We start from the raw sequence: 12,805 nt of genomic DNA, 5'->3' as shown, positions 1-12,805 counted from the left end.
AGGCCGCGCTTACGGTGTCCTTCCAGCACCTCCGGGCAGTTCCGGTGTGCCTTTCCACCATCTCCGGCGGGTTCCGGTGTGCCTTTCTACACCTCCGCCGTGGTTCCGGTGTGTATTTACATCACCTCCGGCGCGGTTCTGGTGTTCCTGTGACACCGTCAGGGTCGCCCTGACCCCACGCGGCCGCTCTTTGGCGCTGGACGCGCTCTTTGACACTGGACGCGAAATATCCGCGGACGTGCATACTTCGGCGCCGGCCGGCGGAGATTTCGGCACGATAGCGAGGGTTTTTACTACGCCGGCGCGGTAGCTCCGTCCATGCCAGACGGCCGGGACCCGGTCCCCAGTAGTCCGACCGAGAACGCCGATGCACACGACCCCGCGGCCCTCTCCGGGCCGACCGAGAAGTGCGGCGTCGTCGGGGTCTCGCTCGCGGAGCGCGACGCCGCGCGGCCGCTCTACTACTCGCTGTACGCGCTCCAGCACCGCGGCCAGGAGTCGGCGGGCATCGTCACCCACGACGGGTTCCAGCAGCACGACCACGTCGAGATGGGGCTGGTCGGCGACGCCTTCACCGAGGACGACATCGAGAGCCTGCGCGGGAGCGCCGGCATCGGCCACGTCCGCTACCCGACCGCGGGGAGCGTCGACAAGTCGTGCGCACAGCCGTTCACGGTCTCGTTCCGGAGCGGCGCTCTCGGGCTGAGCCACAACGGCAACCTGGTCAACGCCGACGAGGTTCGCGACGAGCTCGCGGCGCAGGGCCACGCGTTCACCTCCGACGGCGACACCGAGGTCATCGCCCACGACCTGGCGCGCAACCTGCTGGAGGCCGACCTGGTCCGGGCGGTCAAGCGCACGATGGGCCGGATCCACGGCTCGTACTCGCTGACTATCATGCACGACGACACCGTGCTGGGCGTCCGGGACCCGGAGGGCAACCGGCCGCTCTGCATCGGCGAGCTCGACGACGGCTACGTCGTCGCCAGCGAGTCGGCCGCCATCGACACTCTCGACGGCGAGCTCGTCCGGGACGTCCGGCCCGGCGAACTCGTCGTCCTCAACCCCGACGGCGAGGGGTTCGACTCCTACCAGCTGTTCGAGCGCGAGCACACCGCCCACTGCTTCTTCGAGCACGTCTACTTCGCCCGGCCCGACAGCGTCATCGACGGCAACCTGGTCTACGAGGTCCGACGGGAGCTGGGCCGGAAGCTCTGGGAGGAGAGCGGCATCGACACCGACGTCGTGATGCCGGTCCCCGACTCCGGGCGCGCCTTCGCCTCGGGCTACGCCGAGGCCGCCCAGGAAGACGGCGCCGACGTCGAGTTCGCCGAGGGGCTGATGAAGAACCGGTACGTCGGGCGGACGTTCATCATGCCGACCCAAGACGAGCGCGAGCGGGCGGTCCGCCTCAAGCTGAACCCCATCAAGTCGACGGTGGAGGGCAAGACCGTCACGCTGGTCGACGACAGCATCGTGCGCGGGACCACCTCGACCCAACTGGTCGCCCTGCTCAAGGACTGCGGCGCCGCCGAGGTCCACATGCGCATCGGCGCGCCGCCCATCGCCGCGCCCTGCTACATGGGCATCAACATGGCGACCCGCGAGGAGCTCATCGCCGCCGACCGGTCGGTCGAGGAGATCCGCGAGGAGATCGAGGCCGACAGCCTCGGCTACCTCTCGCCGGACGCGGTCGCCGACGCGCTGGGCGAGGAGCGGGCCGACCTCTGCATGGGCTGCGTCACCGGCGAGTACCCCTACGACATCGAGGGCGAGGAGATGGACGCCGACCACGCCGACAACCCTCGCCCCGACGTCGGCGAGTCCGCGAGCGCCGACGACTGACGGTACCGCCGACGAGTGACTGTCCCGCCGACGAGTGACGGTACCGCCGACGACTGACGGTACTCCCCATTCCCTCCTCCCCGGCCGGAGAACCTATGCCCGCGAGTCACGGAGTCCCCCCGTGCGATACAAAGAGCTATCGAACGTGCCGGAACCGGTCGGGGCCGAGCGACCGACCGTGGAGGTGTCGGTCCGGCAGACCGGCGACCTCTCGAAGCGCGCGAAGGGCCACCCCGAGGCGCAGGTCGCGACGTACGTCGAGCGGGCGTTCGAGCGACTGGGAATCCCCTACCGCGTGGTCTGGGACCTGCCGCCGGTCCAGGACGTCGCGCCGTCGCGACCCGGCCGGGAGAACAAGCGCACCCAGCTGAACCAGTGGGCCGAGCACCTCGCCGACGGGGCCACCCCGCAGGTCCGGAAGGACTCGAACCTGCTGCTCACCGACCGGAAGGGCGGCGGCATCTCGAAGCTGGGCAAGCGGGCGGCCGTCGCGCCCGGCGGGACGCTCACCGAGGACGCCGACGTGGCCGAGTGGGTGCGACCCGACGACCCGCGCCACTGCGTCTACGGCGCGCTCCACGAGCTCGGCCACAACCTCCACGCCGGCGGCCACGAGCGCAGCTGGGGCCGGACCTGGGTCGACGAGGAGACGCGGTCGTGGAACCGGACGCCGATGGGCCACGGCGGCGGCGGGGTCAACCTCTGCGGCGAGCGCAACGACCCGCGCCCGGAGGGGTACCCGAAGCGCGACCACCTCTACTTCGCCGACTGCGCCCGCCAGCACATCCAGATCCAGTGAGCGCCACGCTCCAGATCCAGCGAGCGCCACGCATGTTGACACGCGACCCCGCCGACGGCGGACGGCCACAGTCACTACCCGTTTCGAGGCCGACAACCCGCTATGGTCGAGGAAGACCTCGGCGAGGCGACGATCACCTACGAGGCACCGGACGGCGAGACCGCCGAGAAGAACGTCCAGAACGAGCACCTGGCGTACTTCCAGGACCACTGGATCGTCAAGACCGGCGAGGACGACCGGGGCCGGGACCTGGTGCGGCGCATCCCCGCCTCGCGTGTGTACCACGTCGAGCGGACGGTCGAGGAGTTCGAGCGGGAGGTCGAGACGCTGCGCGACCAGGTCCAGTCGGTCGCCGACGACCTCCGGACGAAGTTCCTGGGCGAGGGCGGCGGGTCCGACGGGAGCGAGCGGACCGAGAGCATCAGCATCGACGTCGGGAGCGACGAGTCCGGTAGCGACGACGGGAGCGGCGACAGCCGCAAGTCCGGCGGCGACGGCTCCGACGGGCAGTAGAGTCGCGCGACCGTCGGCGCTCGACGGGCCACAACTGTTAATCCGGTTGACACCGTGGGTTCCGGAGATGGCTCGCCGCCGCGACAGGTCCCCGCGCGGAGAAGCCGCCGACGACACCGCCGAGCGCGCCGAGGCCGAGGAGTCCGGGCCGGCCCGCCCGCGACCTGAACTCCGGTGGGTGCAGCTCCGGGAGCCGCGACACGCCGTCGAACTCGGGCGCAACGGCCGCGTCCTCGCCAGCCACTACCACGCCGGGTACGACGCCTGGGAGGTGCTGCTGGAGACCTACGAGGGCGAACTGTCGGAGTGAAGGCGAGGGGGTGACTCGCCGGAGCGAAGGCGGTGTCCTCGTCCCGGACGGAGCGACCCGGCCTCAGAACAGGTACAGCATGAGGTACACGACCACGCCGAGCGCGAACGACGTCAGCCACAGCGACGCCGCGACCCGGCCGACTCGGGGGTGGTTCGTTGACGCGAGTTCGGCTGCGGGCCGGGTCAGCGCCAGCAGCAGCACGTAGTACAGTAGCGGGATGCAGATGACGGCCAGCAGGACGTGAATCCCGAGAATCGGGTAGTAGACGAACTGCTCGACGAACTGCGGACCGTCGAAGTGGGTCGGCCCGAGCAGCGCGACCCGGTAGAGGTAGAGGGTCAGGAACGCCGCGAAGAGGACGACGCCCGCGAGCATCCCCTTGCGGTGGCGGTCGACCTTCCCCCGCCGGATCGCCCGCCACGAGGCCGCGACGACCGCGAACGCGACGGTGCTGATGGCGGCGTTGACGTGCGGGATGGCCGCGAGCACGGCGTCGGGGGCCCGCGGGAGCGCGCCCTCGGGCACGACGCGCAGGGCGGCCGCGAACACCAGCGCGAGCGAGACGACGGTCAGGAGCCCGGTCAGGGCGGGGACGTGGCGCTCGGCGAGTCGCTGCATGGTCGGCGGTAGGGACCCCAGCGAAATACGCCTTGCCGTGTGTGGCGGTGCCGTCCCCGTGTTGAAACGAAAGGCATTTTATTCGGGTAGTGTCTACCTTTGACTGCGGAAAGTGACCCGGCGAGCGTGGGTAGCCAAGCTAGGCCAACGGCGCAGCGTTGAGGGCGCTGTCCCGTAGGGGTCCGCCGGTTCAAATCCGGTCCCACGCATCGCATAGCGCGGTTCCGCCGCGCGAAGGATGCAGGTGGAGTCCCTTGGGACTGCACCCACGCACAATTCCTTTCGACGCAAACTTCCGAGCGATGGCTCTCCGTTTCTCCCGAGCGACGGCTCTCCGCTTCTCGGCGACGCCCGGAGTCGGACAGACGGCCGCCTACAGCCCCTCGAACTCCCGGATCTGCTCGCGCCAGTCGTCGGGGAGCGGCCTCGACTCGCCGGTCTCCTCGTCGACCGCCACCTGCACGGTCTCGCCGACGGCGGCCACCGCACCGTCGGCACGGACCTCGTACCGCATCGGGATGGACGACCGGCCGAGCTCCGGTACGAGCGTGGCGACCGTCACCTCGTCGCCGAGTTCGACCGGTCGCCGGAAGTCGAGTTCGAGGGTCGCCAGGACGGTGCTGACCTCGGCCAGCGAGGCGTCCAGCACCGCGTCGAAGTAGGCCGTCCTGGCCTGTTCGAGGTACGTCGCGTACACCGCGTTGTTGACGTGTCCCATCGCGTCGATGTCCCGGAAGCGGACCTCCACGTCCGCGGTGAACGAGTAGTCGGTCATCGGTCACACGTCGGGGGTCGGCCAAGTTCGGTCTATCGCTTTCCGGCTCGCTCGTCCCCGTACGTCGCCCGGAGGTACTCGTCGACGTCGGCGACCGTCCCCGGGTCGTAGGTCCAGAACCCCCGGAACGACCGCGGGTCGTCGTCGACCTGCTCGGCCAGGAGCGCGCAGGCCTGGCGGTCGTCGCCCCCGCCGTCGAACACGACGAACCAGTGGCTCGCGATCTCGTCGGCGTCCACGGCGTGGACCGCGGCGTCCGCCAGCTCCGGTTCGGCGTCGGGCAGCCCGTAGACGTGGACGTCGAGCTCCGTCTCGCCCGCCAGTCGCTCGTACTTGCGCCGCTGGGGCACCAGTCGGCCGAGCGTCTGGAAGCCGGACCGGAGCGTGCCCCGGCCCCGCCGGTAGGCCCGGTCCTCGATCTCGCGGGTCGCCACCAGCAGCTGGCGCGCGTCGAACGAGACGAAGGTGGTGTCCGCGAGCAGGTTCATCGGCACGCGGATCGACTCGTTGGGGCCGAGCTCCCGCTCCTCGACCGTCGGCAGGACCAGCTCCCGGACCGCGGGCAGACCCAGGCTCCCGACGAACTCCCCGTCGGCGGTCACGACGACGAACCCGCCCGAGCCGTCGTCGGGGATCGGCTCGTGCTCGACGGTCACGTTCCGCGTCTCGAAGTAGCGCTCGAGCGCCCCGTCGGGCTCGGGCGCGTACACGGTGAGCGTCCGGCGGTACGACGCGATCTCGTCGACGAAGTCCCGGAGCGTCATCTGTTCTCGGGGTCGGTCTCGTCGGCCGTTTCGCCGGCGGTTCGTTCGGCGACCAGTCGCTCCTGGGCGAGCGCCTGGGACAGGATGTCCTCGAACACCTGCGGCGGCTCGTCGAGCGCGACCTCGCCCGACTCGCGGTCGCGCCGGACCAGCTCGGCCGCTTCGAGTCTCGGGAGGTCGACGTGGTGGAGCGACGCCCGGACCCGCTCTCGCTCGCTCGGCGTCACGACCTCGGTCGGATCCCGGCGGGCCTGGAGCCAGCCCGCCACCGCGGTCGCCAGCTCCTCGACGGAGGCCGCCTCCCTGTCGCGGAGGTAGTAGAGCAGCAGCCGGCGCTCGGGCCGCGAGAGGACGTCGAATATCTCCCCCACCGTCTCGGAACCGTCGTCGGGTGGATCCGCGCCCATCGTCACCACGTCTCGGGGTTCGTGCGTAAAGAGTGTTCGGCCGCCGGAGAGTCTGACCGGGGCCCCGGACCGCGAACGCGGTTCCGACCCGGACCGCCACCGCGGGGCGGGCCCGCTCGCCCGCCCGCCAAGCGGGGTATTCAAATGCGTCGTGCCCCAACAGGGGTGTATGGCTAAGTACTCGACTGGTGGGTCGTCCGGCGGCGGTAGCGGCGGCTCGTGCGAACTCTGTGGCAAGTCGAGCGACGCGCTGACCGAGGCGAACGTGGCGGGGGCGCAGCTCCGGGTCTGCTCGAACTGCGCGTCCTCGCACAACGACAACGCGAAGAAGACGCAGTCGCGATCGGGCGGCGACGACGGGCGAGACCGGAAGAAGAAGGCCGCCCAGAACGCCGCGAAGGCCAGCGGCGTCTACGACGGCGACTCCAGCCACTGGGAGAAGGAGGGGACCAACTACGACGACGATCCGCTGCCGTACCTCGTGACGGACTACGGCGAGACGGTCGAACGCGCCCGCCAGGACGAGGGGCTCACCCGCGACGAGCTGGCGGCGGAGCTCGACGTGCCCGAGAACGACCTGCTGGCGGTCGAGCAGGGCCGGGCGAACCAGGCCAACGTCGGCGGGTCGCTCATCGAGGCCCTGGAGGACCGGCTCGACGTGCAGCTCGCCGAGAGCCGCTGAGGCCCCGGCCGCCCCACAATTTTATTCCGGCGTCCGTGGTGAGACGAGGTATGGACATCGGCGTTCTCACCGTTCCGCTCGGCGGACAGTCGCTCGACGACGCCCTGGCGTACCTCCACGGCATCGGGGTCGACGCGGTCGAACTCGGCTGCGGAGGCCACCCCGGCGACGACCACCTCCCCCGCGAGGAGTACCTCGACGACGACGAGGCCCAGAACCACCTGTTCGACCTGCTCGACGAGTACGAGATGCGCATCTCGGCGCTGGCGACCCACAACAACCCCCTGCACCCCGACGACGAGACGGCCGAGCGGGCCGACACCGAGCTCCGGGAGGCCATCGAGCTCGCCGACCAGCTCGACGTGAACACGGTCACGACGTTCTCGGGGCTGCCGGCGGGGAGCCCGGACGACGAGACGCCCAACTGGATCACCGCGCCGTGGCCCGGCGAGCACGCCGAGGCCCACCGGTACCAGTGGGAGGAGGTCGCCGTCCCGTACTGGCAGGACGTCGCGGAGCACGCCGCCGACCACGGCGTCGACGTCGCCATCGAGATGCACCCGAACATGCTGGTGTACGAGCCCTCGGGGATGCTCCGGCTGCGCGAGGAGACCAGCGAGCGCATCGGCGCGAACTTCGACCCCTCGCACCTCTACTGGCAGGGCATCGACGTCACCGACGCCATCCGGTTCCTGGGCGAGCACGACGCCATCCACCACTTCCACGCCAAGGACACCAAGGTGTACGACGCCAACGCCCGGTACAAGGGCGTGCTCGACACGGTGCCGTACGACGAGGAGCCCGACCGGTCGTGGCTGTTCCGGTCGGTCGGCTACGGCCACGGCGAGGACCACTGGAAGGACGTCGTGAGCACCCTCCGGATGGTCGGCTACGACGGCGCGCTCTCCATCGAACACGAGGACTCGCTGACCAGCTCCAACGAGGGGCTGGAGAAGGCGGTGGCGATGCTCCAGCGCGCGGTGTTCCGCGACCGGCCCGGCGAGGCCTACTGGGCCTGATCGGGGCCGGTTCCCGGAGCCCGAGGACCGCCACTAGCACTTTTCCTGCTGCGGGTCGACGGTCCAGCCATGGGGGACATCGCAGCGGACGAACTCGCCGACCAGCTCGTCAGCGCCGCCCGAACGAGCGTGGGCGACGAGCTCCGGAGCATCACGTACTTCACCGAAGACGAGGAGGAGCAGGTCTACCTCCGCGAGGGCCTCGAGGCCGACGCCGACCTCGTCGGCTTCGCGGACAACGAGCGGCTGGGGTTCCGGACGCAGGCGGTGTACCAGGACACCGAGCTCGGCGACTACCTGTTCAACATCCGGGTGTTCGAGCGCGGCTACGTGACCCGGGTGATCGTCGGCGACCACGGCGCCTTCGTGACGACCGACGAGATGGAGATGAACCTGTTCAAGGAGCTCGCCTCGGCGGTCGGGTCGGTGCTCGAAGAGCACGACCCGGCGTGAGCGACTCCCCCGCGGCCGGGTAGCACCGAATCCCGCGCCGCCGGACGGAATAGAAAGAATATCAGTCGCTCCGTGCTACGCGGTGGCGAGGGAAAGCTTGGGAGAGGACAACTCCGATGCTCCGCGTTCGACGGTCGCAGCGGGATACGACCAACTCGCCGAGAGCGCCGACGCCGGCGACCTCGACCCGACCGAGAGCCCGTGGGGCGACAGCCACTTCCAGCGCCACTACGCCTGGCCCGCGCTCGCGGCAGTCCTCCCCGACGTCGCGGGCGACAGGGTGCTGCTCGCCGGGTGCGGCCGGGGCGACCACGTCGGCTGGTTCCTCGACCGCGGGGCCGCGGTGGTCGGCGTCGACGTCAGCGACCGCGCTATCGCGGCGGCCCGCGACCGGTTCGGCGATAGCGCTACGTTCCGCCGGGCCGACCTGACCGACCCCCTGGACTTCGCAGACGGGGCCTTCGACCTCGTCGTCAGCAACCTCGCGCTGAGCCACGTCGAGTCGTGGCCGCCCGTCTTCGAGGAGTTCCGGCGCGTCCTCGCCGTCGACGGGACGCTCGCGTTCGCCACCGTCCATCCCCGCTACCTCCGGGAGGGGACCGACGCCGACTACTACGAAGTGGCGGAGTTCGCCAATCCGTGGCCCGGCGCTGACATCCCGACGTACTACCGACCGATGGGCGAGGTCGTCGACGCCGTCGTCTCGTCGGGGTTCCGGATCGAGGCGTTCGAGGAGCCCAGGCCGCGCGAGGCGTTCCGCGAGCACCGCCCCGACCGGTACGCGGCCGCGATGGCCGACCCGCAGCTGCTCGTCGTCCGCGCGGCGGTCGACTGACAGCAGAGTCGCGAAGCGGATTCCCACCACCCGACGCCTGAAACGATAAGGGCCTGCCCCGAGTACGTCCGAGGCGATGACCCTCAAAGTCGGCGTCCTCGGCTACCGGTTCATGGGCAAAGCGCACGCCAACGCGATGGCGCGGCTACCGATGTTCTTCCCGGAGGCCCCTGAGGTCGAGCGCCACGTGCTCGTCGGACGCGACGAGGCGGCGCTGGCCGACGCGGCCGACCGCCTCGGCTTCGAGCGGACCGCGACCGACTGGGCGGACGTGGTCGACGAGGTCGACGCCTTCTACAACCTCGGGCCGAACCACGTCCACGCCGAGCCCTCCGTCGCGGCGCTGGAGGCGGGCACGCCCGTCCTCTGCGAGAAGCCGCTGGCCAACGACCTCGAATCGGCCGAGCGCATGGCCGACGCCGCCGCTGAGGCCGGGGTCCCGACCGCCACCGCGTTCAACTACCGGTTCGTCCCGGCCGTCCGGTACGCGAAGAACCTCATCGAGGACGGCGAACTCGGCGAGATCCACCACTTCCGGGGGCGCTACCTCCAGGACTGGCTGGTCGACCCCGAGGCGCCGTGGTCGTGGCGGAACAGCGAGGAGCTCGCCGGCAGCGGCGCGCTGGGCGACCTCGGCGCCCACACCGTCGACCTCGCCCGGTTCCTTGTCGGCGACGTCGAGCGCGTCTCGGGCCACCTCCGGACGTTCGTGGACGAGCGCCCGGTGGAGGGCGGCGGGGGCGACGGCGACCCCGAGACCCGGCCCGTCACGGTCGACGACGCCTACTCCGCGCAGGCCGAGCTCGAAGACGGCGTGATGGCGACGTTCGAGGCCTCCCGGTTCGCGAACGGTCACAAGAACGACCACGCCATCGAGGTCCACGGGTCCGAGGGGAGCCTGAAGTTCTCGCTGGAGCGGTTGAACGAACTGGAGGTCCTGCGGGGCGGCGACCGGGGGTACGAGACGGTGCTGGTCACCGACGCCGAGGACCCCTACGTCGACCACTGGTGGCCGCCGGGCCACGTCATCGGGTGGGAGCACACCTTCGTCCACGAGAACTACGAGTTCCTCTCGGCTATCGCCGACGGCGAGGAGTACCACCCCGACTTCGAGGACGGCCTCGCGGTCCAGCGGGTCCTCTCGGCGATCCAGGAGAGCGACGAGCGCGGCGAGTGGGTCGACGTGGCGTAGGGGGTCCGCGGGTCACTCCATCTCCTCGACGTCGTCGACGTCTTCGCCGAAGCGGGTCTGCTCGACGAACTCCTCCGAGAGGAAGTCCTCCAGCAGGAGCAGGACGTTGTAGAGGAAGGTGGCCTGGAACCCCACGAGCGGGAAGGCGATCCAGCGCGGGGTGGCGGCGCTGACGACGAACCGGACCAGGAGGTACGAGAGGACGAGGTTCCCCAGCGTGGAGACGACGTGGACCATCGAGGTGACGACGAGCGGCGTGTCGTCCTCGTCGGGTTCGCGGACCATCTGCCTGAAGGCTATCGCCCCGAGCACCGCGAAGGCGAGTATCGCCCCGAACGCCAGCAGGAGGATGTGGAAGAGGTCCGGCGTCCGGACCTTGTAGATGAGCATCGCGCCCGACCCCCAGATGGTCAGGGTGTAGCCGTAGGCCTCCGACTCGGCGGTGAGGTTGTGTGCGAGCCGGCTTCTCGGTTCCATGGCGCGGACTCACGACAGGGGAGCCCTTCGGCCTGCTGGCTACGGCACTCGGGCGTCCGTCGCCGGGAGTCCCGGCCGTCCGTCGACAGAATTCCCGGGCGTTCGTCATCAGAACGTTCGGCCGTCCGTCGGCAGAACTCCACCGCCCGTCCTCAGCACTCCCGGACGCCCTCGTCGGTGACCACGGCGTCGAGCAGGTCGGTCGGGGTCGCGTCGTAGGCCGGGTTCTCGACCGTGAACCCCTCGGCGGGCTCCAGCAGCACCTCGCTGGGCGACCGGAAGTCGTTCTCGAACCGGAACCCCTCGCCGACGAGCTTGGCCGACGACCCCACCACGGTCACGGGCACCCCGACCTCGTCGGCGGTCGCGGCCAGCGGGAACGTGCCGATCCGGTTGTAGAGGGTGTCGTCGACGATGCAGTCCATCCCGATGAGCACCCGGTCGCACTCCGGCAGGTAGTGGCCCGAAGCGCCGTCGACCACGAGGTGGGCGTCGACCCGGTCCATCTCCGCGAGCACCCGGGCGGTCTTCCGGCCGAGGTAGCGCGGCCGGGCCTCGGTGACGTACACCGTGAGGTACCGGCCGTCCGAGACCGCCCGCTCGATGGCCTCCAGCACGGTCGAGGAGTAGTCGTGGGTCAGGATGGTCGCGCCGTCCGCGAGCAGTTCCTGGGCGTTCTCGGCGGCCCGTTGCTTGGCGGTCTCGACCTGCTCGACCACGTCGTCGACGGCCGCCGCGAGCGCGTCCTTCGCCTCGGCGACCGTCCCGGGGTCGGCGTCCTCGACCATCGAGACGATGGCGCGCTGGGTCGTCACCAGCGAGGCGTGGGAGGGGTTGGCCCGCCGGAGCGCCGACGAGTTGCGTTCGAGGTCGCGCTGGAAGTCCTCGACCGACGCGAACTCGCGGTCGCGCAGGTCCTCGAGCGCCCGGGCGGCCTTCACGGCGACGACGGAGGAGCTGTGGGTCTGCATCTCCCGGATCTCCTCGACCGTCTCGTCTATCATACCCGAACGGTCTCTGCGGCGGGCCAAAGGTCTTGCTTCTCGGGGGTGAGTTCCTCCGAACCCCCGCTCGGAATGGCCGGGGCGAGTCGGCCTCGTCTCGGTCGACGGTGAGCCGCCGGCAGTCGGCCTCACCCGTCGAACGACAGGAGCGGCGTGTAGCTCCCGGCGAGTCGACCGGAGACGGGGAGCGAGCCGGCGACGACCCAGCCGTCGGGCCGCCGCAGCATCACCGTGCCGCGGTGAGTCGCCGCGACGAGCGCGCCGTCGACGTCGCTCATTCCGGTGACGGTCTCGTCGGGTCGGGGGTGCTCGACCCGTTCGAGCGTCTCGCCGTCGCGACACGCGAACAGCTCCGGGTCGGCGTCCTCGTCGTCCCAGGTCGCCGTGTGGGCGAGCGCGGCGCCGGCGTAGATCACGCCGTCGACCGCGACCACCGAGCGGAAGTATCGCTGGTCGTACCCCTCGTCGAGCCGCGTCCACGACCGACCCGCGTCCGCGGTGCGGAACAGCCCGAACCCCGTCGCGGCGACGAACTCGTCCGGACCGACCAACCGGAGTTCGTGGACGTCGTCGTCGACGCCGTCGCGGCGCTCCGTCCAGGTCTCTCCCTCGTCGTCGCTCACGTGGACACCGCCGACCTCGACGCCGACCACGACCCGGCCGGGACTCGCGGGATGGACGTGGACGTCCCGGACCTGCGCGAGGTTCTCGTGCCGGGGCAACCGCCACTCGTCCCGCGACGGGAGCTCCTGGATCCCCCGCAGCTCTCGCCACTCCAGACCGCGAGTGAACTCGCTCTCGTCGCTCGCCCGAGCGACGTACAGGTGCGCGGGACGGGTCCCCGCGTACAGCCTGCCGCCGGCGCCCGCAGCGACCGCGTACACCTTCTCGCGCGGGACGTCCAGGTTCGTCCACTCGTCCGCGTCGGACGAGTGGTACAGCCCCGTCTCCGTGGCGGCGAACACTCCTTCGAATCCGTCGAGCGTCCGAAGGCGCATCACGGGTCCCGCGTCGAGGACGCGCCGCACGGTCACCGGTCCGTCCCCGTCGATGCCGGTCACCGCGTGCACTCCGTTCTCGCTACCTGCGACGAGCATACGCGACTCCTT

At 70.5% G+C, this 12,805-nt stretch carries 16 protein-coding genes and 1 tRNA gene; 10 read left to right on the top strand and 7 right to left on the bottom strand.

Translation table 11 applies throughout. The features are described 5' to 3' along the window. Positions 1–318 precede the first annotated feature (318 nt). The 4 genes from purF (at position 319) to ACQUQF_RS01995 (ending at position 3,467) form a co-directional block, all read left to right on the top strand. Positions 319–1,845: an amidophosphoribosyltransferase gene (gene purF / locus ACQUQF_RS02010; protein WP_435175211.1), complete on the top strand. Its 1,527-nt coding sequence runs from the start codon at positions 319–321 to the stop codon at positions 1,843–1,845. A gap of 121 nt (positions 1,846–1,966) precedes the next feature. Then, complete coding sequence (locus ACQUQF_RS02005) at positions 1,967–2,644, top strand: hypothetical protein (protein WP_435175209.1); 678 nt, start codon at positions 1,967–1,969, stop codon at positions 2,642–2,644. A 102-nt stretch (positions 2,645–2,746) separates the two neighbouring features. Beyond that, positions 2,747–3,157 carry a hypothetical protein gene (locus ACQUQF_RS02000; protein ID WP_435175207.1) on the top strand — a complete coding sequence of 137 codons (411 nt, stop codon included), beginning with the start codon at positions 2,747–2,749 and terminating at the stop codon, positions 3,155–3,157. A gap of 67 nt (positions 3,158–3,224) precedes the next feature. Continuing rightward, the gene (locus ACQUQF_RS01995) at positions 3,225–3,467 is read left to right on the top strand and encodes a hypothetical protein (protein WP_435175205.1); all 243 of its coding nucleotides are present in this window, start codon (positions 3,225–3,227) and stop codon (positions 3,465–3,467) included. A gap of 63 nt (positions 3,468–3,530) precedes the next feature. Here ACQUQF_RS01995 and ACQUQF_RS01990 read toward each other — a convergent pair whose 3' ends face one another. Next, positions 3,531–4,088, bottom strand: a complete 558-nt coding sequence (locus tag ACQUQF_RS01990; protein ID WP_435175203.1) for a DUF420 domain-containing protein — start codon at positions 4,086–4,088, stop codon at positions 3,531–3,533. 124 nt (positions 4,089–4,212) lie between these two features. Here ACQUQF_RS01990 and ACQUQF_RS01985 point away from each other — a divergent pair. Then, positions 4,213–4,297: transfer RNA gene (locus tag ACQUQF_RS01985), tRNA-Leu, on the top strand. Between the two features lie 164 nt (positions 4,298–4,461). On the opposite strand, the gene ACQUQF_RS01980 is transcribed toward ACQUQF_RS01985, so the two are convergent. The 3 genes from ACQUQF_RS01980 to ACQUQF_RS01970 are packed head-to-tail and all read right to left on the bottom strand — an operon-like array spanning position 4,462 to position 6,034. Next, positions 4,462–4,863, bottom strand: coding sequence for an acyl-CoA thioesterase (locus ACQUQF_RS01980; protein WP_435175201.1), 402 nt, complete (start codon positions 4,861–4,863; stop codon positions 4,462–4,464). Positions 4,864–4,895: 32 nt separating this feature from the next. Next, positions 4,896–5,627 carry a DICT sensory domain-containing protein gene (locus ACQUQF_RS01975; protein ID WP_435175199.1) on the bottom strand — a complete coding sequence of 244 codons (732 nt, stop codon included), beginning with the start codon at positions 5,625–5,627 and terminating at the stop codon, positions 4,896–4,898. After that, entirely contained in the window at positions 5,624–6,034 is a 411-nt protein-coding gene (locus ACQUQF_RS01970) for a DUF7344 domain-containing protein (RefSeq protein ID WP_435175197.1), read from the bottom strand. Before ACQUQF_RS01970 ends, ACQUQF_RS01975 begins: the two co-directional genes overlap by 4 nt. Positions 6,035–6,203: 169 nt before the next feature. Between ACQUQF_RS01970 and ACQUQF_RS01965 the strand changes: the two genes are divergently transcribed. From ACQUQF_RS01965 to ACQUQF_RS01945, 5 genes are all read left to right on the top strand, one after another. Next, on the top strand, positions 6,204–6,716 hold the full coding sequence (locus ACQUQF_RS01965; RefSeq protein WP_435175195.1) for a helix-turn-helix domain-containing protein: 513 nt from the start codon (positions 6,204–6,206) through the stop codon (positions 6,714–6,716). A gap of 50 nt (positions 6,717–6,766) precedes the next feature. Further along, positions 6,767–7,735 (top strand): sugar phosphate isomerase/epimerase family protein, encoded by a 969-nt coding sequence (locus ACQUQF_RS01960; RefSeq protein ID WP_435175193.1) that lies wholly within the window; start codon positions 6,767–6,769, stop codon positions 7,733–7,735. Positions 7,736–7,804: 69 nt separating this feature from the next. Further along, positions 7,805–8,188: a DUF7522 family protein gene (locus tag ACQUQF_RS01955; RefSeq protein ID WP_435175191.1), complete on the top strand. Its 384-nt coding sequence runs from the start codon at positions 7,805–7,807 to the stop codon at positions 8,186–8,188. Between the two features lie 97 nt (positions 8,189–8,285). Further along, the gene (locus ACQUQF_RS01950; RefSeq protein WP_435175189.1) at positions 8,286–9,023 is read left to right on the top strand and encodes a class I SAM-dependent methyltransferase; all 738 of its coding nucleotides are present in this window, start codon (positions 8,286–8,288) and stop codon (positions 9,021–9,023) included. A gap of 76 nt (positions 9,024–9,099) precedes the next feature. Continuing rightward, entirely contained in the window at positions 9,100–10,215 is a 1,116-nt protein-coding gene (locus ACQUQF_RS01945) for a Gfo/Idh/MocA family protein (RefSeq protein ID WP_435175187.1), read from the top strand. A 12-nt stretch (positions 10,216–10,227) separates the two neighbouring features. Here the strand turns inward: ACQUQF_RS01945 and ACQUQF_RS01940 are convergent, their stop codons facing one another. The 3 genes from ACQUQF_RS01940 to ACQUQF_RS01930 all read right to left on the bottom strand — a co-directional run bounded on the left by ACQUQF_RS01940 (position 10,228) and on the right by ACQUQF_RS01930 (position 12,793). Further along, a complete protein-coding gene (locus tag ACQUQF_RS01940) occupies positions 10,228–10,692 on the bottom strand; it encodes a hypothetical protein (protein WP_435175185.1) in 465 nt (154 codons plus the stop codon). 152 nt (positions 10,693–10,844) lie between these two features. Further along, the gene (locus tag ACQUQF_RS01935; RefSeq protein WP_435175183.1) at positions 10,845–11,696 is read right to left on the bottom strand and encodes a translation initiation factor eIF-2B; all 852 of its coding nucleotides are present in this window, start codon (positions 11,694–11,696) and stop codon (positions 10,845–10,847) included. 128 nt (positions 11,697–11,824) lie between these two features. Beyond that, a complete protein-coding gene (locus ACQUQF_RS01930; protein ID WP_435175181.1) occupies positions 11,825–12,793 on the bottom strand; it encodes a WD40/YVTN/BNR-like repeat-containing protein in 969 nt (322 codons plus the stop codon). Positions 12,794–12,805: the final 12 nt, after the last annotated feature.

The sequence above is a fragment of the Halorussus sp. AFM4 genome (genome assembly GCF_051194995.1).
GTDB lineage: Archaea > Halobacteriota > Halobacteria > Halobacteriales > Haladaptataceae > Halorussus.
Note: the sequence above shows the minus strand (reverse complement) of the source record. Positions and strands in the feature narration are given on the sequence as shown.

What these genes read in the sequence shown, in the direction of transcription:
- ACQUQF_RS01960 (WP_435175193.1), top strand. Translation starts at nt 6,767, where the DNA reads ATGGACATCGGCGTTCTCACCGTTCCGCTCGGCGGACAGTCGCTCGAC.
- ACQUQF_RS01955 (WP_435175191.1), top strand. Translation starts at nt 7,805, where the DNA reads ATGGGGGACATCGCAGCGGACGAACTCGCCGACCAGCTCGTCAGCGCC.
- ACQUQF_RS01935 (WP_435175183.1), bottom strand. Translation starts at nt 11,696, where the DNA reads ATGATAGACGAGACGGTCGAGGAGATCCGGGAGATGCAGACCCACAGC.
- ACQUQF_RS01990 (WP_435175203.1), bottom strand. Translation starts at nt 4,088, where the DNA reads ATGCAGCGACTCGCCGAGCGCCACGTCCCCGCCCTGACCGGGCTCCTG.
- ACQUQF_RS01975 (WP_435175199.1), bottom strand. Translation starts at nt 5,627, where the DNA reads ATGACGCTCCGGGACTTCGTCGACGAGATCGCGTCGTACCGCCGGACG.
- ACQUQF_RS01965 (WP_435175195.1), top strand. Translation starts at nt 6,204, where the DNA reads ATGGCTAAGTACTCGACTGGTGGGTCGTCCGGCGGCGGTAGCGGCGGC.
- ACQUQF_RS01940 (WP_435175185.1), bottom strand. Translation starts at nt 10,692, where the DNA reads ATGGAACCGAGAAGCCGGCTCGCACACAACCTCACCGCCGAGTCGGAG.
- purF (WP_435175211.1), top strand. Translation starts at nt 319, where the DNA reads ATGCCAGACGGCCGGGACCCGGTCCCCAGTAGTCCGACCGAGAACGCC.
- ACQUQF_RS01970 (WP_435175197.1), bottom strand. Translation starts at nt 6,034, where the DNA reads ATGGGCGCGGATCCACCCGACGACGGTTCCGAGACGGTGGGGGAGATA.
- ACQUQF_RS01980 (WP_435175201.1), bottom strand. Translation starts at nt 4,863, where the DNA reads ATGACCGACTACTCGTTCACCGCGGACGTGGAGGTCCGCTTCCGGGAC.
- ACQUQF_RS01930 (WP_435175181.1), bottom strand. Translation starts at nt 12,793, where the DNA reads ATGCTCGTCGCAGGTAGCGAGAACGGAGTGCACGCGGTGACCGGCATC.
- ACQUQF_RS01945 (WP_435175187.1), top strand. Translation starts at nt 9,100, where the DNA reads ATGACCCTCAAAGTCGGCGTCCTCGGCTACCGGTTCATGGGCAAAGCG.
- ACQUQF_RS01995 (WP_435175205.1), top strand. Translation starts at nt 3,225, where the DNA reads ATGGCTCGCCGCCGCGACAGGTCCCCGCGCGGAGAAGCCGCCGACGAC.
- ACQUQF_RS02000 (WP_435175207.1), top strand. Translation starts at nt 2,747, where the DNA reads ATGGTCGAGGAAGACCTCGGCGAGGCGACGATCACCTACGAGGCACCG.